Genomic DNA, 20,389 nt, shown 5'->3' with positions numbered 1-20,389 from the left:
CCATTGTTATCACCGCTCGGTAGGGGTTTATCACCGCTTAGAGTGAGTTTATCACCGCTCAACACGACTTTATCACCGTTCGACCATTTATTGGGTGTTTTCCCGCTGTTGGAAGGTAATTTTCCCTAGTGTACAAGTGGAAATAAATTTATCACCGACTCACTACAATTTCCCTCCACTTTCAAAAGAAAAAGCCCTCTCACAAGAGAAGGCCATAATTTATTTCACCTTAACAGATTGCTCCTTCAACCGTTCCAATTCCACGTCAATCTGCCCGACATCAATCCGTTCGAACAGCGGTTTGACGTCAACCAAAGCTCTACCGCTAAATTGAACTTCTCTCCATTCAAATTTCCTCACTCCTAACATCCTCCCCACGTCCTCACTCGAAAACGGCAGGAAAGGGGAGAGGAGCTGCGCCAAATTTGCAATGACGTAGACACACGTCGCCATTGTCCGCCCACACGCTGCTTCATCCTCTCTAATCTGAATCCAAGGCTTTTCGTCATCAAAGTATTTATTAGCCCGGCGGATAAAATCAAAAATCGTTTCGATTGCTTCTTTGGAATGGCCGTTTTCGATTTTGTCGCCGACAATACGGTAAAGGTCCACAACAGTCTTTTTAATATCCCCATTAACCTCGGCATCCGGCACAACCCCATCATACGATTTCTCGACAAACTTCAACGTCCGGTTAACGAAATTCCCGTAAGCGCCTAACAGCTCTGAGTTATGGCTATAAATGAACTCGCGCCATGAGAAATCGGCGTCCCTGCTTTCCGGAGCGTTCGCCGTTAAAAAATAACGCACTGAATCCGGATGATAGCGTTCCAAAATATCCGGCACCCAAACCGCCCAGTTTTGGCTCGTCGACAATTTTCGCTTTTCCAATGTCAAATATTCATTGGAAATGACATGAGTCGGCAATGCGTCTTCCTTGCCGATCCCCTTAAGGATGGCGGGCCAAATGATCGTATGGAAAGGGATATTGTCTTTGCCGTGCACGTAATAGGAAATCGTATCTTCATTCCAATACTCCTCGAAATCGACACGGTTCAAAGCAGCCCATTCCTGGCTCGCGGAATAATAGCCCGTCACCGCCTCAATCCATACATACACTTTCTTATCCTCATAACCTCTTACAGGTATTCCGACGCCGTTCGCCAAATCCCTTGAAGCCGCTCGGTCACGAAGTCCTTCCCGTAAATAACGTTCGGATTGGTGAATCGCGTTTTCACGCCATCTGCCTTCCGCCTTTGCGCTCCCGACATATTTTTCAAGTTCATTTTGGAAAGCACTTAATTTGAAATAAAAATGCTCCGTTTTCCGCACGGTCGGTTCATTCCCGCAAAGCTTGCACGTACGATCCGACAAATCAAGCGGATCTAAAATCGAGCCGCAACTGTCACATTGATCGCCTCGCGCCCGGCTTCCGCAATGCGGACAAATGCCCTCGACGAATCGATCCGGAAGAAAACGCTCGTCAAACTCGCAATACGTCTGTTCCACTTCCTTTTTGAAAATTAATCCGCGGTCCAATAACGTTAAAAATACATTGCGGACAACTTGATGATGAAACCTTCCATCTGTCCGCGTGTATATGTCATACGAGAATCCTAATCTAGAAAAACAAACGATGAATTCCGTGTGATAACGGTCCGCAATTTCCTTAACCGATATTCCTTCGGCATTCGCCCGGATCGAAATAGGGGTCCCGTTGCAATCACTACCTGAAGCATAAAGAACCTTCTCACCTTTTAACCGATAATACCTCGCCAAAATATCACCCGGCAATAGCGCTGCAATATGCCCAAGATGTAGCGACCCATTCGCATACGGCCAAGCCCCTCCGATAAAAATACTCATGTACCTTCCTCCTCTGAATAAAATAAAAAACCCCGCCCCTATCGATAAAAATCGATAAGGACGGGGTCTATCTCCCGTGGTACCACCTTACTTCACAACCAGCTTACGCTGATTGCCTCCAAAAGTACGCGCCAAAAAAAGCGTTATACTTTGACGTGGATAACAAGCGCCAACCCTCGGCGCATCCTACTAGTCCGAAGACGTTCAGTGCGCGGCTCAAGGATCATGTTCAAAAGATTGGTCCGCTTCATTTCCACCATCAGAAGCTCTCTAGGCGACATCCTCTTTCTACTTTTCCCTCTCATTGCCTTTTGTAAGATGTAATTGAAATAATTATAGTCGTTTGATTCAGAAGAATCAATAGTGTTTACCAATTCGTAGGCGGACGCTTTTGATCGTTGCGATCTTCTGTCGTTTTGTTGTTTTTATTTTTCACGTTGTCATTTTTCCCGATCACACCCAAATCATCGGGACTGATGTCATAACCGTAACCAAATTCCTCGCGATCCAGCGTGTTGTCTTTTTTAATTTTCTTCTCTTTTGCCATAGTCAATCACCTCCCGGTATATGGGAAGCATGGACAACTGGGAGATGATTATTCATTTTGCTTATTCCTCTTTCACCGACAATAAAAACGCATAAACCGCTTCGCCTTTCACATCGCCACTCCATATCGCTTTGACAGACATGAAATACCTTCCTTCAGCCGTGGGCACAATTAATACTTTGTTCTCCACTTCCGCGACCGTTATTTCGCCGTCTTTATGGATGAGCACTTCATATGCATCAGGCTGCGGAAACTTCGCCCATTCATCAGCAGCAAAAAGTCTGAAGTTGATTTCTTCCCCGGGCTTCACTTGATTAGCGCGTACATGTTCCAAAATCTCCTGCGCAGGCGTTGGTTCCAGTGAGCATTTTTTCTCTGCCGTTTCCCAGCAGTGCTTGTCGTAGAATGCCTGAATACTGTCTCTGTCATAGGTAACATTAATTTTAGGTTTCAAAGTGATTACAGTCTCCTCTGCATTCTCCAACTCGGTCGTTTGAGGCAAAGGAGCTGCTATTTCTTCCTCGTCTTTTTCATCATCCACACAGCCGACCAACAATAACCCTATTAGCAACACATATAATAACAACCATTTCTTTATTGCAATCCTCCCCTTTGCACGTTTTTACCGTGTCATTATCCATTTCTATCCACAGTCTATCATTCATACAATTCATAAACAATATGAATTATTTAGATAAATAAAGGGTTTCCTTGGTTTATGTAGTAGTAAGAAAGAAGGGGTAATTTGTAAAAAAATGTACGTGTGTCGAAAAGGAAAGGGCGTGGGGGAATGATTGTGCAAGTGGACGGTTTAAAAAAACGGTATAAGAAGGATTGGGTGTTGAAGGGGATTGATATTAAGATTGAGGAACCGCAGATCATAGCGCTTGTTGGACCGAATGGTTCGGGGAAGACGACGCTGTTGAACTGCATGACAAATCTATTGTCGTTCAACGAAGGAAGTGTCGAGGTTCTTGGGAAATCAAACAAGGATCCGTCCCTCTTCTATGAAATTTCCTATTTGCAGGACAACCGGATCCTTTACGGGAATTTGACGGCATACGATCATTTGAAATTCATTTGCCGTGTGCAAAAACTGCCGGTGTCCCGCATCCAAGAAGTTGCTGAAAGGGTAGGGATGACAAGTTATTTAAAAAGGCGTGTCCGCAATTTCTCGCTTGGAATGAAACAACATTTATTGCTTGCAATGGTCATTCTCAACAAACCGAAGCTGCTGCTCATGGACGAGCCGTTGAATGGCCTTGACCCGACAAGCGCCATCAATATGCGGACTATTTTATTGGAATTGTATAGGGAAGGGACGACGATAATCATCTCGTCTCATAATCTCGATGAAATCGACCGGTTGACGAATACGATCTACTTCATGAAGGACGGGGCTTTATTGAAGGAGTCGCTGGAAGAGATAACCGTCATCCATTACGAGCTGACTGTCAGCAATCTGGTGAAGGCGAAAGAGGTTTTAGAAGAAGCCGGACTACCATTTACGATGAATGAGGAAGGTCAATTGGGCTTCAAGGAAACGGATGTCCCGTTGCAAAAAATCATCGGTCTATTGTACGGAAATGGAATTGACATCCAACATATCGATAATCATAAAGCTGGAGCGGAAAAACGATATCGGGAGCTGTTTGAAGAGAGGGCAACAGTATGATGCAGTTTGCTTTTGAGCTGCGGAAGGTCATCTTCAGCAAGAAACTGCTGTATGTATACTTGTTCATCTTCTTGGGTGTCGCACTTCTTTTCATTCGGAATGTGACGTTCCAGCCGTATATTGAAAAAGAGGAAAATGAACGGATCGGTACACTCATTCAAAAATCGCAAAGTTTGAACAGGATGTATACGGCTGCCTTGGAAAACAACCCGGAAGACAAAGAGATGAACAAGTTGAAGCTGATTAACTCTTCCATGCTGACGAAATTGTACGAAATCCGGGCCATTAGCATGGAAAAATGGAAAAACAAATTACCGATAGAAAATGCTTTTTTAGAGGAAACGCTTCATTTCAAGGAGGAGGGGGGAGAGTATGATCTACCGGTTGGGGAAATCAATAAAATGCTTGCACTAAATCATAAGCACCTCACCGAAAATATTAAACCTCGTCATGCGACATATGGCATCGCCTTGCCGAATTTCTTGAAGCTTGTCGTAGATCTATTTATGAACTTCGGGGCGATCATCATTCTCATTATTCTAATAGGGGAAATCATGACTAGCGAGTTTGAAACCCACTCCATCAATTTCTTGTACACGCAGCCGGTCGAAAAAGGGACTATCATAACGGGCAAGTTTTTCAGTTCGATCCTTGTCTATTTCCTGACGGTTATTGTTTTACTGACGGCAACAGTGCTCGTCGGGCTGTTCGGATTTAAAGGGAAGTACAAGTATCCAATCATGATTGAAAGGAATGGGGAAATCGATTTTATTACGATTGTGCAGTATATAACGCAAGGATTGACGGTAATCAGTGTAACGGCAATTATGGTCGTCGCCCTTCTTTTGGTTTATAGCCTGCTGTTCAAGCATACGTTATCTACCATTTTCGCCTTGCTCGCGACGTTGGTAGCGGGCTATGGATTGTCCGCTTTCATTAAATGGCCATTCTTCTTCTGGCTGAACCCATTTCAATACTTGCTGCCGGAAGAGCGCCTGCTAGTGAGGAATGGAGCCGATTGGTACCAAGGAATCCCGGTCATTTTGCTAGTGACCGTCGTTTTATTTTTCATTGCGAGGAAGAAGATTGAAACGAGCCGGGTCAATTGAGGGAGGTTCTACTTGGAAGGCAAGGGGCAGAGACAGAACAGGTTTGGAGGGGAAAAGATGTTGCGGCTTATTCAGTTTGAGGCGATAAAGGCGTTCAAATCCATGTTTTTCAAAGTGATCTTGTTGGCTTTCACTATTTTCATCATCGCCTATTATGCATATGTCTATATGAATACAACCCGGGTGGAGGATTTGCTGACTGAATCTGAAGATAGTCTTTTCAGGGTCCAAAGTGAATTGGAGGAATTGGAGGCTTCGGTAGCTTCCGGTAAGTTTGACAAGGAAAGCAGGGAATATAAAAATCGGAAAAGTGACTTGGAGGATTTCTGGTTGCCGATGTATAGCAAAGAAGTAGAGGCATATCGAGCGGAAGATTACAACCGGATGCTGGATATGGAAATCGAGCATAGGGCACGATTCTTTCTGCCAAGGCTTGCTGAGGGGGATTTTTGGTCAAGGGAGTGGCGCACATTATTCACGGAACAAACGAGCTATGAACAGTTGAAATTGCTGCGGGAAAGGGAGATTCGCCCTCTTTTGCCGTTGACAATGTTTTCGGATCTGACGGTATATGATCAGTATTTTGGCGAGGATGGTTGGGACAAGTTTATAAAAAAAATGAGCACGAAATATTCGTCAGAAGGAGTCCATTATGCGAATCGTCTGTTGACCCTTCTGTTTAGTGTATTCGGTGCAGGAATATTCATCTTCCTGTTCGGTGATGTCGTGACGAGGGAAGGGCTTGGGGCAAACGGGCCGGTCCATCTGCTTCGGACCCAACCGATCCGTTGGTATCAAGTCATCATTAGCAAATTCATCATGGTTTTGGGCGGGACTCTTCTGTTGCTCGCATTATTCAGCGGCCTAGCTTTGCTGCTTGGAACGGTGTTTGACAGATTCGGAGAGTTAAATTACCCCGTGCTCATTTATGGTGAGGCGAACGGCTTCACTTTTATGGAGATGAGCACTTTCATCTTGAAGTCGGGAGCTCTCTTCTTCTTGGTGCTTGTTTTCTGTTATTCATTGCTCTTTTTATTTTCGCTTGTCGTAAGAAAAACGGCGATTGCCGTCGGGCTGATGCTCATCATTTTATTCGCTGGAGTGAAAATGTCCGAGCAATCGGTTGCGTCCCCTTGGGCGCCTTACCAGCCATTCCAATACTTCGCCGTTCCGAAAGTCGTGACAAATGAACTTGCTGTTATGGCGAAAAACTTTGCATTCTCCTTCTCGAATGGATTGATTGCGTTGGGGGTGGCGAGTGTAGTCGTTTGGATGGCGATTGCTGTTGTGTCGGTTGTGCAATATCGATTTGCACGGTAAGGATTGAATGTGCTGCTCATCGGATAAGGCCGATGGGCGGCTTTTTTTGCGTGGGGGAGTTTATCACCACTCGGAGGAGCTTTATCCACTTACACGACCGTTATCCCCACTCAACCATTTACCAGGCATAAATCTGAAGCATATCAACCACCCATCTTAAGAATTTCTTCATAATTCCCCTCATCGAATGTTAAGATTTAACCACTACAATTGGTATCATAGAGGAAAGTGAGGTGCGGATGATGGCGAAGTTCACAGTGCTCATGGCGGATGATGATAAGGAGATCCGCGATGGGATCGAGATTTATTTAAAAAATGAAGGATATGACGTCTTAAAAGCGGCGGATGGGAAAGAGGCGCTTGATTTGATTCAAACGAATGAAGTCCATCTGCTCATCCTCGATATTATGATGCCGAATATGGACGGGATTACAGCGACGTTCAAAATCCGCGAGGCGCAAAACATTCCGATCATCATGCTCAGTGCAAAGGCGGAGGATTCGGACAAGATTCATGGATTGTCGGTCGGCGCAGATGATTATGTGACAAAGCCGTTCCACCCGCTTGAGCTGATGGCGCGTGTTAAGTCACAGTTGCGAAGGTATGTACAGTTTGGCACATATGACGGCCAGAAAAAGATTGAGATTGACGGGTTGGCGCTCGATGAAGATGCAAAAGAGTTATCGGTCGATGGGAAACCGGTGAAGCTGACGCCGATTGAATATAAGATTACTGAATTGCTCATGAAAAACGCGGGGCGTGTGTTTTCGATAAATGAGATTTACGAGCGTGTGTGGAATGAAGAAGCGTATAATGCGGAAAATATTGTGGCGGTCCATATCCGCAAAATTCGCGAGAAGATCGAAGCGGACCCGAAAAATCCGAGATATGTAAAGGTGGTGTGGGGCATTGGATACAAAATCGAGAAGTGAGTGGGGTTCACTCATGTTATCAGTCATCGCTATTGGAATTGCGGTAGTTAGCATCGTCCTTTGCTCACCCCACATCATCGATATGATTGAAAGCGGATGGGAACGATCAACACGTGCCATCGCCTATTTTTCACGCATTATTAGAGGAGGCGCGGCATGATGAAAAATAAATTTCTCTTATTACTATGGGCTGCGCTAGTTACGATTGTGCTGCTCGCCAGTCTTTCATTTGCAAGGCAGGGTACGGGGCTGATTGGAAAGGGCTTTTCCGATTCGGATGATATGAAGTGGCGGATAAACGAATTTTATGATGTGATCGGTCCTTCCGTGCTAAACCCGATCAACATAGAAGAGGCAAAGAAGAAAATTACAGTATCCGAGAGCGAAATTGAAGAGCATCGGACTCGCTATGGCACACTGGCAGATCAGCTCGCCAATATCCATGATCAATACGCACAAAGAATTGCCGATGCAAAGGATGCTAGTAATGACTTAATAATGGAGACATTGATTGAAGAACGGGATATTAAATTGGAGGATATCCGAAAGAATTTTGAGGGAAATGGACATGTAGAGGCGAAAATCCGTAAAAAGAAAGAAAAGGTTTTAGAGAATTATTTGAATGAAAATAAAACCAAATCCTATTCATTACATGTCGCCTATGAATTAAAGAATGTAGAAACTGGCGAGACGTTTTCTCATGGTGATATTTCGAAGCCTGCTGTATATAAAAAGAGCTTCAATGCAAATAGTGAATACTTAAAGGCAAGCTCATTACCGGGACGCTATTCAGGATGGACAACGCCTTATATTAATTACTACGAAGATGCTCATGTGTCCGATGAAGAAATAACTGCCATGGCAAATCCCGTGCAATCTTTTGAAGGCGTTGTCATCGTTCCGAAGGTGGCCTTTGAGAAAGGCGGTGCTTTATATGCCCAATACAAGGATTTCAACAGAGGCAAATATGGCATGTATACTTTTTGGGTCCTTGGCTTGCTGGCGCTCATCTCCTTATTAACTGTCATGAAGTTTCAGAAGGAATGGGTAACAGGAACACCGATTGCAGATTGGTATTCTGAAGTGAAAATTGATGTAAAGGCAGCGGCATTTTTTATGTCAGCGCTGATTTTATTAGAATACATCAATGGCGAGTCCCACAATCTGTTGAACGTCCTTACGCACCAACGACTGGAAAGATGGGTTATTTGGTTTGGCACCTTCTTTATAGGTGGCGTCGCCATGACTGCATTGCTTGCATTCCAGCTTGTGAATGGCGTGGAGCGATGGAAGCAGGAAGGAGTATTTGCAAAGGATGTAAAAAACAGTTTCACACTTCAATTCTTAAGGGCATGGCGTGAAATGTTCTTGAAAAAGTCGATTGGCGTTCAGTCGTTCATCCTACTTATCGGATTTTTCCTAGCGGGAATCGGATTCTTAGTCGGCCTTATGAATGGGTCCTTATTCATCATCTACGTTTTTTGCGTCCTTTTCCTTGGCCTCCCAGCCCTTTATATTTTCGTCCGGCGTTCCGCGTACTTGAACCGGATCATCGTTGCGACGGAACAGATGGCAGCAGGACGTTTAAATGAAGATATAAAAGTGGAAGGCCGTTCACCGCTTGCGGATCACGCGAAAAACCTCAACAATCTTCGGGAAGGCGTGCGGGTTTCCATGACCGAGCAGGCGAAGAGCGAGCGGTTGAAAACGGAATTGATTACGAATGTGAGTCATGACCTACGGACGCCGTTGACATCGATCATCACGTACACCGACCTATTAAAGGATGAGACGATTACACCTGAAGAACGGGCGAAATATGTCGATATATTGGATAAAAAATCGCAACGGCTGAAGACGCTCATCGAGGACTTGTTCGAAGTGTCGAAAATGGCAAGCGGCAATTTGGAACTACACAAACAGCGTGTCGATTTGACGCAGTTGCTCCAGCAGGCGCTTGCAGAGCATGCCGAAGAAATCGCCGAATCGGGGCTCGATTTCCGGACGACATTCCCTGAAGATATGCTAATTGCCTACGTAGACGGCCAAAGATGGTGGCGCGTACTTGATAACCTGATCGTCAATGCAATCAAATACTCATTGCCTGGCACTCGCGTGTACGTAACGCTGCAAAAAGCAGGGGAGTCTGCAGAATTCGTCGTGAAAAACATTACGAAATATGAGCTTGGTGAAAATGTCGATGAACTGTTCGAACGTTTCAAGCGTGCAGACACATCGCGTAATACCGATGGCTCGGGTCTTGGGTTAGCCATTGCACAATCGATTGTCGATATGCACGGTGGAATCATGAAAATTGACCTGGACGGCGATTTGTTCAAAGTAACAGTATCCGTGTCGACAAAATAAACAATCCGCATGCAATGCCGAGAAAATTGGCAGGCATGCGGTTTTTCTACTTATCGTCATGCATTATTTCAGATTTTTAGGTGTTTCCAATCCGAATTTAATAGCAAGTTCTCGCAACCGGTCTGGATCTGGCTCTTTCAACCAATATTCATTCGTTGGCTGAGTGAGACTCTGTTCTATATTTGTTTCAGTTTCCGGACGATAGTGAAACACTTTTTCTTTGTTATGGAAAGTGATTGTTTCAAAGAACAGAAACCGCTTTTCATCTTCTTGATTCTCGGGAATTAGCTCTTTGAATCATTCTGCTTCAAGATCTTCTTCGTAGAATAAACCGACGGAATGTCCTTCTTTTATGATTAAATCCTCCATCAAACACCTCCTAGAAGAGTCCTGGAATCTGATCTAATTAGCTGGGAACCATTTGTTAAGGACTTGTGCTAAAAAGAAGCTCACCACTATCTTTAGCAATAATGTAATAGACGCGCTCCTTTACCCACCCGTCATCTCCCATAACCCCACCGCCTGTCAGTATGAAACTTTCGGGATTGGAAGGTTTCATTGAATAATAAAGAATGTACACTTTATCTAAGTCCTGATTCTCATGACTATATTCGATACTATCAATCGTAAACGCTGAAATCTCTTTGTCTTTTTTCAGGAAATCATTCGCTTGTGACTCTACTTCTTCCAGAACTGTCCTGTCAGCTTTCGGCTCCATCGACTTTTTTCGGGTGTCTTCCAATTTACTTTCCTGTGCGGATGTATTGTTTTCTTCATTAAAACCTGTTTCGTATTCAAACGTTTTACCATTCACTTCAAGATAAACTATTTCAACAGTCGTTACATCAATGGACGTTTTATCAGAAACAAAAAGAATTCTAACGCGTTCATTTTCCTTTAAATCAATTGGGAACTCGATTCTTTCACTTCTCTCAAAACTCTCCTCTGTATAATCGAGATTATATTCAATTGCCTGAGCTTTAATCCCATAACTCGGATCTAATTCCGAGTTGTTAATCGTAATTGGCTGATTAGGGTCGATGGTAATCCAAAAGTATGAAGTGCCGGCGTCATTTTTATAAATACCCATGTCTGTGACTCCAATGTCATCACGGACAATCTCTTTGTTACAACTAGTCAGAAAGATAAGGATAACCATAAAGACAAGTGCATTTTTAATTGATGAATGTCGTATGCTAATCACCCCTAAATGATTTTTAACCGAGACTGGACCATTCTCCGCTTCACTTCCCATTTTCATCCTAACACAATTAATAAAAATTACTATTCGGAAAATTAATACCCGCTATAATCCTCGGCAACAAAGGTTTACAACCGACCAACCAAAGGAATACAGATAGAAAAACTTTTGCTCGGAGGTGGCCGTTTTGTATAGCCGATGGATGGATTTGGATAGGCGATATAAGCGGGTCATTTTCTTGGTCGGAACAACGGCGCTTCTGCTCGTCGTTGCAACGTCCGGATTTATGTATTTCGAGCATTTATCGCCATTTAATGCATTATGGATGACGATCATTTCAGTTATGACGATCGGTTATGGGGACATTTACCCGACGACCGAGGAAGGCCGGTGGTTTGCACTCTTACTTGTACCGTTAGGAGCGGGAGTCGTGACATATGCACTCGGAATCGGGGCTTCCTATTTCATCGAGCAGCAATTATCGAATAGGGTGTGGGTGAGAAGGATGGAAAAGCAAATATCCAATTTAAACGACCATATAATCGTCTGCGGTTTCGGGCGCGTCGGAAAGCAAGTATATAAGCAGCTGAAGGAGGAAGGTGTTCAGATCTTATTCATTCATGACAATGAAAGCGATCTAATGGAATTCGTTGAACCTGGTACACTCCGAATCATCGGCGATCCGACCGACAAAGCCGTCTTGATGAAAGCCCGTGTAGATCAAGCGCGAGCTCTTATCACTGCACTTTCAAATGACGCCGATAATGTTTTCATCACTTTGACTGCAAAAAGCATCAACGAGGACATTGTCATCGCCGCTCGGGCGGAACGGGATGACTCGGAAGATATATTGGAAAAAGCCGGTGCCACTAGCGTCATCAACCCTTCCGTCATCGGAGGAAGGGAGTTGGCGATGTCTGTCATAAAACCGAACGGCACCGACTTCATAAATGACCTAATCCGTTCGGAGGAAAAAGAGTTCATGGTAGGGGAAGTAGCTCTGGAAGATACGGAACCGTTTATCGGCATGACGATCGAGGACGCGAACTTGCAGAAACACTATGAAATCACCCTCGTCGCGATTTTACGAAATGAAGAATTGTTCAGTAATCCGGATCTGAGTGAGAAATTCCAGCAGGGAGATACGCTGATTGTCATTGGAAATCCGAAAAAAATCGAGCATTTCCGTGTTAATAAAAATAAAGGACATACACCCCGATAAGTAATATACCGAGATCCGCAAACATATGGATGATCCAGGATGGCAGGATGGTACGGCATTTTTCATTCACAAGCTGAAAGATCAGCCCGCCTGCCCAAAGCCCTCCAACAGCTAGCAATAAAATCGGCAATGTAAACCATGGCAAGAAGATGGCGATATGGTATACGGCGAAAAAGAATGGCGGGTAGATGAACCGTATTCTTGATTCGTCAAAGATGTTAGGCAGCAGTCCGCGAAAAAAGAATTCCTCGACAATCGAGTTTCCAATCAAAATGTAAAGCGCGATGAACGGGAAGACGGCAGGCGTGATGCCGGATTGCAGCAAGTCGTCCCGCAAGGAAGCGATGTCGATGACCTGTTGCAATAAAAGGAAGGCTCCAATGATGAGCGCCATTATTGAAATTCCTAAAATGAAGGCAAGCCGAATGCTTTTTCGATCAGCTTTCCTGAACCGAAGAAAAGGAAACTTCGTTGCACGGAATAGCAACAAAGGGATTGCAAGAAATAGGATGACCTTCGCGACTGTTTTGACTCCATATGACACACCGACACTTTGTTCAATCCATAACAACAGTAAAATGCTCAGAATAGGAAAGAAAGTCCCAAACCACTTCTGCATATAATCACCCCGCAATTTTCTTCGTCAATTTCTATGTAACTTTGACGAATTTAATAGGTTGATGTTCCAATTATTTTGAAAAAAGAGGTTTATGGCTAATTATCGTAGGGTATAGATAAGAACTATCTCTCGCCACGCGCGGGATTTCCGTGTTTGATGAGAGAACAAGGAGGAATCCATATGACGATCGTTGATGGTAAATATCCGAATAAAAAGGACTTGGAGCCGAAAATCCTGCATCCGGGAAAAGGGGTAGGACCTACGTATGAACTGCCTTTAGCGGACCCTGCCGACTCGAACTGGACACATGAATTCCGCAAAAACGCGCAAGACAAAACGGGTATGGAAGATCCATCCGCTTATAGTGAAAATAAGCCGAAGGCCAATGAATTCCAAGTGATAGATAATGATTCGCCTGTGAAGTTGCAGTCAAATGAGAATCGGGAATTCAACAGCGTGACCCGTGAAAAATGGAACAGCCAAAAGAGAAACGACAAACCGATAGATCTAACATAAAGTGGACTCCGTAATGCGGATGTCCGCTTTTCCTTTTCCAATCCCTTTTATAGTATGATGAAGAAAAAGGGGAATTGGAAATGGCCACAATTGAACAGTTGAAATTTGCAAGGATGTATACGATGGGGCGTTTATCACAGGCGAAGGAAGATGCATGGGATAAGCAGCCGATGGGTTTCAATAATACGATCCGTTGGAATGTCGGGCATATTTATTGCACATTGGAAAGTTTCACGTCGACGGTTTTGCCGACTTATAAGCCGCAACACCAAGAATGGCAAGCACTCTTTGCTAGGGGAACGAGCCCTGTAAATTGGGAAGGTCAAGTTCCTTCGAATGAAGAATTGATTGCTGCTCTGGAGGACCAGATGCCTCGCGTCGTTGAAGCTTTAGAAGGCAATCTCGACCAAACTTTGCCTGAACCGCTTAAAATTGGCGATATGCTAACGATGGGGACAGTCGACGCGGTTATACAATTCGCTGTTTGGCACGAAGGACTGCATGCTGGGGTCATCCATGGATTGAATCGGGCAATTGGAGAGTAAGGAAAATATAGATAAAAACGCTCTGAAAGCTTGGACAGCTGACAAAGCGTTTTTTTGTTTACTTCATTTCAAAATGTCTCCGCAGTAAAAAAGCGACCCATTTGCAATGCGGGTGTTGGCGGATATTCTCCAATAAACCCTTTACAATCGCGGGATGCATCGACGGCTTCAACAATTCTTGCTTCAACAAGATCAACGACTCTTTTTCGATTGAATCCTCCATATCTTCAATATTCTTTTCCACGATCTCAACAATCTGATCCAATGTGCGCTCTTCATTCAAAGGCTGATCAATCATCTGGATCAAGTCATCGGAAATAAAGGAGATTGTCATGTTTTCAGCAAGCAGATTCGTCTTTTCGACGAGGGACTGCGCGAGCAAATCCAAGTCAATCGGTAATTTATACAGCAAGAATAACTCGGAATAGGTGTTCATGAAGCCTTTAATGCAAAACGCTAAATCATATTTTAAGTCATTGGCTTGTTTGCCATATAGTCGTTCAATCATTAATAAAATCACTTTTTCAAGAGATTTGTTGTAATTATGGAGCTTCGTGAATAGTTCTTCATTGAACGATTGTGTCGGTTCCTTCATTAGGATCTTGGCAAAATCAGAGTGTTTATTGAACGATTGAAATGTTGTGTAATAGAAATTATATAATAAATCCGCGTCATTCTTCTCATGATTGACCACGTAGTCAATGTCTGCGGTGAACTGTCTCATGAAGTGATCGATCAACGCGACAATCAGTTCGTCCTTCGACTTGAACGATAAATAGAAAGCCCCTTTGGATATGCCGCAATGGTCCGTTATTTGTTGGACAGACGTAGCTTCAAATCCTTGCTTTGCAAAGAGCTCCAAAGCCTTATCCATAATTAGTTGTTTTTTGGTCATATATTCAAATCTCTCCTTGTTATTTCTTGACAATTGACCGCATAGTCATTAGTATAAATATCTGAGTCAAAACTGTCAATGTAGGGGAAGGTGTAAGGGTGAAAGGGTTAGTCAATTTTGTTCTAAAGAATAAATTAGCAGTATGGTTGCTCACCATTATTATAACAGTGTCAGGGGTTTATTCGGCAACGCAGATGAAAACGGAGACGCTGCCGGATATTTCGATTCCGTACTTAATGGTGATGGGCGTCTATCCCGGTGCAACTCCGGAGCAGGTGATGGAGGAAGTCTCGATACCTATCGAGAGGGCGGTAGAGAACTTAGATCACGTGAAATCGGTCTACTCCAATTCCTATTCCAATATGTCTAGCATTCAAGTTGAATATGATTACGGTATTGATATGGACGAAGCGAAGCGAGAATTGGCGTCCGCAATGGATTCTTTATCCTTACCGGAAGGCGCGCAGGAACCGGTCATTACAGCAATTAGCATGAATATGATGCCTGTTGTAGCGCTAAGCGTGAGCAGTACAACCGAGGATATCGTTGATCTGACTTCCACTGTTGAAGATATTTTGCTGCCGAAAATCGATAAAATCGACGGGGTTGCTTCCGCGACCATTTCGGGTCAGCATATCGAGGAAGTCGAGCTGACGTACGACGAGGAAAAAATGGCTAAGCTTGGATTGCAGGTCGATTCTGTTAAGCAAATGATTCAAGCGAGCAATATGGAAGTTTCACTAGGTCTGTTTGAGTTTGAGGAAGGCGAGCAAGCAGTAGCTGTCGACGGCAAGTTCATGACGATTGATGAGCTGAAAGGCATGCTCATTCCTGTGACGCCGTCAGAAGCGAATCCATCGCCGTTCGTTAAGCTTGGCGATATTGCAACGATCGAAAAAGTCGGCAAAGTACAGTCCGTTTCCCGTACGAACGGTGAAAATGCGATTGCCATCCAAATCATTAAAGGACAGCGTGCCAACACGGTCGACGTCGTTAATGACGTGAAGAAGTTAATGAAAGATGAAGAAAAAGCAATCAACGGCTTAGTCGTTGATGTCTCACTCGACCAAGGAGAGCCGATTGAGACATCCGTTTCGACGATGGTTGAAAAGGCGCTTTTCGGTGGTTTGATTGCCGTATTGATCATTCTGCTCTTCTTGCGTGATTTCAAATCGACAATCATTTCGATCGTTTCAATTCCAGTGTCCATTTTCATGGCGCTCATGATTCTTCATTGGATGGATATAACGCTCAATATTATGACGCTCGGTGCAATTACTGTTGCTATCGGCCGCGTCATCGACGACTCCATCGTCGTCGTGGAAAATATATACCGGCGGTTGCATTTGAAAACTGAAAAACTATCGGGTCGCGCATTGATTCGTGAAGCGACGATTGAGATGTTCAAGCCGATCATGTCGTCGACGCTCGTCACAGTTGCGGTATTCGCGCCGCTCATCTTTGTAGGCGGCATGGTAGGGGAGCTATTTTTGCCGTTCGCGTTGACGATGTCGTTTGCGCTTGGCGCTTCATTGCTCGTCGCGATTACGATCGTGCCGGCATTATCCCATTTTTTATTCAAGAAAAAACTGTATGGGGAAAAGTCGGAAAGCCAGCATAAAGAAGCCGGTAAAATGGCGAATCGGTACAAAGGCGTTTTAAGTTGGTCATTGAATCATAAGATCATAACATCGATCATTTCTGTCGTATTATTGGCAGGCAGCTTGGCGCTTATGCCGTTAATAGGCTTCAGTTTCTTAGGTAGTGATGAAGAAAAGGTGATGTACATTACGTACACGCCGGCGACGGGTGAGCTTCCGGATGAAACGTTGGCGAACGTCGAAGTTGTCGAGAAGGAAATGCTGAAGCGCGATGATATTGACATTGTTCAATTATCCATTATGGACAGCGCCGACCCGATGACCGCGATGATGGGCGGCGGCTCGAATGGCGCGCTTATGTATCTCATCTTTGACAAGGACATGGAAGACTTCCAAGGAGCCCGTGCAGAAGTTGAAGACTATGTATTCAACATCGGCCAATCCGGAGAATGGAAGAGCCAAGATTTCAGTTCCATGGGGATGTCCACAAATGAAATTAGTTACACGCTATATAGTGAAGATTTAAGCAGCCTGAAGGAAGCTGTCCAACAGGTTGAAAAAGTCATGGGTGCAAACAAAGGCATTGAGGATGTCTCTTCAAGTGCCGAGGATGCATACGTTCAGTACACATTGAAAGCGACGCAGGATGAGTTGCTACAGTATGGGTTGACGACTGGACAGATCATCATGATGCTGAACCCGTCGAGGACGCAGGAAGTCGTCACGACGATCGGTAAGGATCGCAATGAATTGGAAGTTGTCGTGAAGCAGAAGGCAACTGAACAGCCGACATCGATCGATGAAATGCTGGAACAGGAAATTCCGACTGCGCTAGGAACGACAATGAAACTTTCAGATCTCGTGAAAGTTGAAGAAGGATCTACATTCAATACGCTGTCCCGAAGCAAAGGACAATATTATGCTTCGGTTTCCGGTAAGCTTGTTGACGCGGACATTTCGAAAGCAACTTCCGAAGTCGATACGGCGATTGCCGAATTGAAACTGCCAAAAGGTGTGGCGGTCGATACGGCTGGTGTCGCAGCCGATATGGAAGAAGCATTTACGCAGCTCGGAATTGCGATGCTTGCAGCGATTGCGATTGTTTACTTCATCCTTGTTGTGACGTTCCGTGAAGGCGTTGCACCGTTTGCGATTCTCTTTTCGCTGCCATTTGCAGTCATCGGTTCGTTCGTCGGCTTGCTTATCGCAGGCGAAACAATCTCCGTTCCGGTCATGATGGGTCTATTGATGTTGATCGGTATCGTCGTCACGAACGCGATCGTACTCGTCGACCGCATCATCCGGATGGAACGGACCGGTTTGAAAATGCGCGAAGCAGTACTCGAAGCGGGCGCAACACGTTTACGCCCGATCCTCATGACTGCGATCGCTACAATCGGCGCCCTCATTCCATTGGCGCTCGGTAATGGAGCAGGCAGCGGATTAATTTCGAAAGGTCTCGGCATCACGGTTATCGGCGGTTTGATCAGTTCCACATTGTTGACGCTGATCGTCGTGCCGATCGTGTACGAAATCTTGTCGAAAATGTTCAAGAAAAACCGTTTGGATTTGGAAGAGGATTAATAGGTAGAGCAGAAGAAGGAGCAGAAACTTGTTCCTTCTTCTGTTTTTTTGTGGAATCGCGAACGGATAACTCGCCCGGGTCCAATGAGAAGGCTCCCGCGCTCAAAGTGTGGCTCTCCGCGCTCAAAGTGTGGCTCCCGCGCTCAAAGTGAGGCTCTTCGCGCTCAAAGCGACGGCTCCCGCGCTCAAAGTGAGGCTCTCCGCGCCCAAAGCGTCGGCTCCCGCGCTCAAAGCGGTGGCTCTCGCGCTTAAAGCGGTGGCTCCCGCGCTCAAAGTGTGGCTCTCCGCGCTCAAAGCGACAGCCCTCGCTCCCAAAGATACGCATCCCGCGTCCAACCCAATAGATTAATAGGTTTAACCCTCCACGTTTATAGGAATAGTCCTTAAGAGACTACCTAACTGAATGGAGGACACGGAATGTTCAGAGATATGTATTTTGCCAATATGCTAAGCTGGCTGCCCGAATTGATTCTCGGATTAGTCATCTTGCTAATCGGGTTTTTCATTGCCAAAGCAGTGGAAAATGCGGTACACAAACGTTTGAGGAAATCGAGGGTCAATGAAAGGTTAGATGTAAAAGAAGGAAAATGGAATGTGGAAAAGATCATCAGCAAAGTCTTCTTCTTCGGTATCCTACTATTAGCATTCCTTCTCTTCTTTAACATTATGAATGCATCGATGATTGCAACGCCGTTCATGACGATGTATTCGGGAATCGGCGGGGCGGTTCTCAGCATCTTGAAAGCGTCGCTCATCTTGCTTCTCGCTTGGGTTCTTGCATTGATTGTCAAGAAGGTCATTTTGGCAGTCGGCGGTAAGATGAAGCTCAACAAGTTCGTTGCGAAAGTAGGGGGTTCCCCCGATGAAATCGACAAGTCGAAATGGGTCGAGACGGCTGCAAACATTGCGTTCTATGTCGTCTTGCTGCTATTTGTTCCGGCCGTCCTTCACGCACTTGGCTTGAGCGGCATTAGCGGGCCGTTCGAAGGTATGTTGGAAAGCTTCATGAACTTTATTCCGAAACTTGTCGGAGCGGCATTGATTTTTGCAGTTGGTTGGGTTATCGCGAAAATCGTCCGTACGATCGTGACGAAGTTGCTTGAATCGGTTGGTATCGATCGGTTTGCACATAAGCTGAAATCATCTTCGAACGCAAAAGGGACAAGCATCTCAGGAATTATCGGCACGATCGTTTTTGTTCTGATCATGCTACCGGTAACAATTTCTGCTTTGGAAGTATTGGATCTTGAAGGGATTTCACAACCGGCTATCGCCATGTTGAATGACATTATGACGATGCTTCCGAAGATCGCGGTTGCCATTGTCCTCGTTTTAGTCGGAATCTACTTGGCGAAATGGCTCAGGGGGATTGTCGTATCCCTCTTGGATAATCTCGGCATCAATTCAATTTCCGGAAAGATCGGTGTGCGTTCGAGCGCAACGATGCCAACGTTTTCTCAAATTATTGGCGCGATAGTACAAATTGTTGTCATTCTACTGTTCGTCGTTGAAGCGCTTCAAATACTCAACTTGAACTTCATGGTGACGCTCGCAACGGGTATCTTCGCATACTTGCCGATGGTCGTTGCGGCTGTTGTTATTTTGGCAATCGGCTTCTGGCTCGCGAACCTTGCTGAGAAATTTGTCGGAAGCATCATGACGACACAATCTGGTGCTCCTCACGTATTGCGCTACGTAGCGAAATATGCGATTCTCGCCTTCGCGTTCTTCATGGCATTGAGCCAGCTCGGCATTGCGCCGGCAATCATTAATGCGGCATTCATCCTCATTCTCGGAGGCGTCGCATTGGCGTTCGGACTTGCCTTTGGTTTAGGTGGACGTGAACATGCTTCACGCTATTTGACGAAAATGGAAAGCAGCTTGCAAAATGCGGATGTTTCCAAAGAGAAGTGGGAGCAGGAGAAGAGCGAGATGAAGCGTGAGGCGAAGCAATCCGTGAATAAAGCTCAACAGGCCGTGGATCAGACGGCAAATGAAAATCATATGCCTCCTGTTGGAAAAAGCGGAGAATATCCAACTGGTCGGGACTATGAACCGCGAACAGGCAACTTGCCATCGGATGAGCTGCCACTATCCGACCCGGCAGATTCGAATATGACAGAGGCTTTCGATGAAAATGATCCGTCTAGGTACAACCAAACGAACAAAGACGGCTACAATACGACGGATCCGGGCGAAGACTATCCATTCGATCCGAACCGCGGAAATAAATAAACGTAGAACTGCCCCATCCATCGGAAATCCGGTGGTGGGGCAGTTTTTTTATTGTATGAAGGAGGGGTAATGTTGCGCGAGTTCTCGTTTTTCCGTAGAAGTTATCGTTCCTAGGCAAGGAGTTCTCGTTGTTCGATGTAAAGTTCTCGTTTCTG

The 20,389-nt window shown here is 45.0% G+C and carries 18 protein-coding genes and 1 other annotated feature; of the genes, 11 read left to right on the top strand and 7 right to left on the bottom strand.

From position 1 onward, the window contains the following. Window positions 1-219: 219 nt before the first annotated feature. The 3 genes from metG to AB1K89_RS13490 form a co-directional block, all read right to left on the bottom strand. Window positions 220-1,866, bottom strand: coding sequence for a methionine--tRNA ligase (gene metG / locus AB1K89_RS13500; protein ID WP_413055240.1), 1,647 nt, complete (start codon window positions 1,864-1,866; stop codon window positions 220-222). 53 nt (window positions 1,867-1,919) lie between these two features. Beyond that, window positions 1,920-2,180 (bottom strand) — a binding site (T-box leader). A 53-nt stretch (window positions 2,181-2,233) separates the two neighbouring features. Next, the gene (locus tag AB1K89_RS13495; protein WP_413055239.1) at window positions 2,234-2,413 is read right to left on the bottom strand and encodes a hypothetical protein; all 180 of its coding nucleotides are present in this window, start codon (window positions 2,411-2,413) and stop codon (window positions 2,234-2,236) included. A gap of 61 nt (window positions 2,414-2,474) precedes the next feature. Further along, window positions 2,475-2,987, bottom strand: a complete 513-nt coding sequence (locus AB1K89_RS13490; protein WP_413055238.1) for a hypothetical protein — start codon at window positions 2,985-2,987, stop codon at window positions 2,475-2,477. A gap of 216 nt (window positions 2,988-3,203) precedes the next feature. Between AB1K89_RS13490 and AB1K89_RS13485 the strand changes: the two genes are divergently transcribed. The 6 genes from AB1K89_RS13485 to AB1K89_RS13460 all read left to right on the top strand — a co-directional run bounded on the left by AB1K89_RS13485 (window position 3,204) and on the right by AB1K89_RS13460 (window position 9,816). Then, on the top strand, window positions 3,204-4,088 hold the full coding sequence (locus AB1K89_RS13485; protein ID WP_413055237.1) for an ATP-binding cassette domain-containing protein: 885 nt from the start codon (window positions 3,204-3,206) through the stop codon (window positions 4,086-4,088). After that, window positions 4,085-5,197: an ABC transporter permease subunit gene (locus AB1K89_RS13480; RefSeq protein ID WP_413055236.1), complete on the top strand. Its 1,113-nt coding sequence runs from the start codon at window positions 4,085-4,087 to the stop codon at window positions 5,195-5,197. Before AB1K89_RS13485 ends, AB1K89_RS13480 begins: the two co-directional genes overlap by 4 nt. Before the next feature lie 57 nt (window positions 5,198-5,254). Further along, window positions 5,255-6,517, top strand: a complete 1,263-nt coding sequence (locus tag AB1K89_RS13475) for a hypothetical protein (protein WP_413055235.1) — start codon at window positions 5,255-5,257, stop codon at window positions 6,515-6,517. Between the two features lie 242 nt (window positions 6,518-6,759). Then, window positions 6,760-7,449, top strand: a complete 690-nt coding sequence (locus tag AB1K89_RS13470) for a response regulator transcription factor (RefSeq protein ID WP_413055234.1) — start codon at window positions 6,760-6,762, stop codon at window positions 7,447-7,449. After that, entirely contained in the window at window positions 7,427-7,609 is a 183-nt protein-coding gene (locus tag AB1K89_RS13465; RefSeq protein ID WP_413055233.1) for a hypothetical protein, read from the top strand. The genes AB1K89_RS13470 and AB1K89_RS13465 overlap by 23 nt, the downstream gene beginning before the upstream one ends. Further along, window positions 7,609-9,816: a sensor histidine kinase gene (locus AB1K89_RS13460; protein ID WP_413055232.1), complete on the top strand. Its 2,208-nt coding sequence runs from the start codon at window positions 7,609-7,611 to the stop codon at window positions 9,814-9,816. The genes AB1K89_RS13465 and AB1K89_RS13460 overlap by 1 nt, the downstream gene beginning before the upstream one ends. Window positions 9,817-10,240: 424 nt before the next feature. On the opposite strand, the gene AB1K89_RS13455 is transcribed toward AB1K89_RS13460, so the two are convergent. Continuing rightward, the gene (locus AB1K89_RS13455; protein ID WP_413055231.1) at window positions 10,241-11,071 is read right to left on the bottom strand and encodes a hypothetical protein; all 831 of its coding nucleotides are present in this window, start codon (window positions 11,069-11,071) and stop codon (window positions 10,241-10,243) included. A gap of 133 nt (window positions 11,072-11,204) precedes the next feature. On the opposite strand from AB1K89_RS13455, the gene AB1K89_RS13450 reads away from it, so the two are divergent. After that, window positions 11,205-12,239, top strand: a complete 1,035-nt coding sequence (locus AB1K89_RS13450; protein WP_413055230.1) for a potassium channel family protein — start codon at window positions 11,205-11,207, stop codon at window positions 12,237-12,239. Here the strand turns inward: AB1K89_RS13450 and AB1K89_RS13445 are convergent. Further along, on the bottom strand, window positions 12,208-12,858 hold the full coding sequence (locus AB1K89_RS13445) for a CPBP family intramembrane glutamic endopeptidase (RefSeq protein ID WP_413055229.1): 651 nt from the start codon (window positions 12,856-12,858) through the stop codon (window positions 12,208-12,210). The two genes, AB1K89_RS13450 and AB1K89_RS13445, sit on opposite strands and share 32 nt — an antisense overlap. Window positions 12,859-13,038: 180 nt before the next feature. Between AB1K89_RS13445 and AB1K89_RS13440 the strand changes: the two genes are divergently transcribed. Further along, complete coding sequence (locus tag AB1K89_RS13440; RefSeq protein ID WP_413055228.1) at window positions 13,039-13,374, top strand: hypothetical protein; 336 nt, start codon at window positions 13,039-13,041, stop codon at window positions 13,372-13,374. 80 nt (window positions 13,375-13,454) lie between these two features. Beyond that, the gene (locus AB1K89_RS13435) at window positions 13,455-13,919 is read left to right on the top strand and encodes a DinB family protein (RefSeq protein WP_413055227.1); all 465 of its coding nucleotides are present in this window, start codon (window positions 13,455-13,457) and stop codon (window positions 13,917-13,919) included. A 58-nt stretch (window positions 13,920-13,977) separates the two neighbouring features. Here the strand turns inward: AB1K89_RS13435 and AB1K89_RS13430 are convergent, their stop codons facing one another. After that, entirely contained in the window at window positions 13,978-14,814 is an 837-nt protein-coding gene (locus tag AB1K89_RS13430) for a TetR/AcrR family transcriptional regulator (protein ID WP_413055226.1), read from the bottom strand. Window positions 14,815-14,912: 98 nt separating this feature from the next. Between AB1K89_RS13430 and AB1K89_RS13425 the strand changes: the two genes are divergently transcribed. After that, on the top strand, window positions 14,913-17,999 hold the full coding sequence (locus tag AB1K89_RS13425) for an efflux RND transporter permease subunit (RefSeq protein ID WP_413055225.1): 3,087 nt from the start codon (window positions 14,913-14,915) through the stop codon (window positions 17,997-17,999). A 123-nt stretch (window positions 18,000-18,122) separates the two neighbouring features. Here the strand turns inward: AB1K89_RS13425 and AB1K89_RS13420 are convergent, their stop codons facing one another. Next, window positions 18,123-18,314 carry a hypothetical protein gene (locus AB1K89_RS13420; RefSeq protein WP_413055224.1) on the bottom strand — a complete coding sequence of 64 codons (192 nt, stop codon included), beginning with the start codon at window positions 18,312-18,314 and terminating at the stop codon, window positions 18,123-18,125. A gap of 102 nt (window positions 18,315-18,416) precedes the next feature. Between AB1K89_RS13420 and AB1K89_RS13415 the strand changes: the two genes are divergently transcribed. Next, window positions 18,417-20,234, top strand: a complete 1,818-nt coding sequence (locus AB1K89_RS13415; protein ID WP_413055223.1) for a mechanosensitive ion channel — start codon at window positions 18,417-18,419, stop codon at window positions 20,232-20,234. Window positions 20,235-20,389 lie beyond the last annotated feature (155 nt).

The organism is Sporosarcina pasadenensis (assembly GCF_047228845.1).
Classification (GTDB): Bacteria; Bacillota; Bacilli; order Bacillales_A; family Planococcaceae; genus Sporosarcina.
Note: the sequence above shows the minus strand (reverse complement) of the source record. Positions and strands in the feature narration are given on the sequence as shown.

Excerpts from the sequence above, each read along its gene's own strand:
- AB1K89_RS13475 (WP_413055235.1), top strand. The coding sequence starts at position 5,255 with ATGTTGCGGCTTATTCAGTTTGAGGCGATAAAGGCGTTCAAATCCATG.
- metG (WP_413055240.1), bottom strand. The coding sequence starts at position 1,866 with ATGAGTATTTTTATCGGAGGGGCTTGGCCGTATGCGAATGGGTCGCTA.
- AB1K89_RS13440 (WP_413055228.1), top strand. The coding sequence starts at position 13,039 with ATGACGATCGTTGATGGTAAATATCCGAATAAAAAGGACTTGGAGCCG.
- AB1K89_RS13460 (WP_413055232.1), top strand. The coding sequence starts at position 7,609 with ATGAAAAATAAATTTCTCTTATTACTATGGGCTGCGCTAGTTACGATT.
- AB1K89_RS13470 (WP_413055234.1), top strand. The coding sequence starts at position 6,760 with ATGGCGAAGTTCACAGTGCTCATGGCGGATGATGATAAGGAGATCCGC.
- AB1K89_RS13455 (WP_413055231.1), bottom strand. The coding sequence starts at position 11,071 with ATGGGAAGTGAAGCGGAGAATGGTCCAGTCTCGGTTAAAAATCATTTA.
- AB1K89_RS13415 (WP_413055223.1), top strand. The coding sequence starts at position 18,417 with ATGTTCAGAGATATGTATTTTGCCAATATGCTAAGCTGGCTGCCCGAA.
- AB1K89_RS13485 (WP_413055237.1), top strand. The coding sequence starts at position 3,204 with ATGATTGTGCAAGTGGACGGTTTAAAAAAACGGTATAAGAAGGATTGG.
- AB1K89_RS13495 (WP_413055239.1), bottom strand. The coding sequence starts at position 2,413 with ATGGCAAAAGAGAAGAAAATTAAAAAAGACAACACGCTGGATCGCGAG.
- AB1K89_RS13480 (WP_413055236.1), top strand. The coding sequence starts at position 4,085 with ATGATGCAGTTTGCTTTTGAGCTGCGGAAGGTCATCTTCAGCAAGAAA.
- AB1K89_RS13445 (WP_413055229.1), bottom strand. The coding sequence starts at position 12,858 with ATGCAGAAGTGGTTTGGGACTTTCTTTCCTATTCTGAGCATTTTACTG.
- AB1K89_RS13430 (WP_413055226.1), bottom strand. The coding sequence starts at position 14,814 with ATGACCAAAAAACAACTAATTATGGATAAGGCTTTGGAGCTCTTTGCA.
- AB1K89_RS13435 (WP_413055227.1), top strand. The coding sequence starts at position 13,455 with ATGGCCACAATTGAACAGTTGAAATTTGCAAGGATGTATACGATGGGG.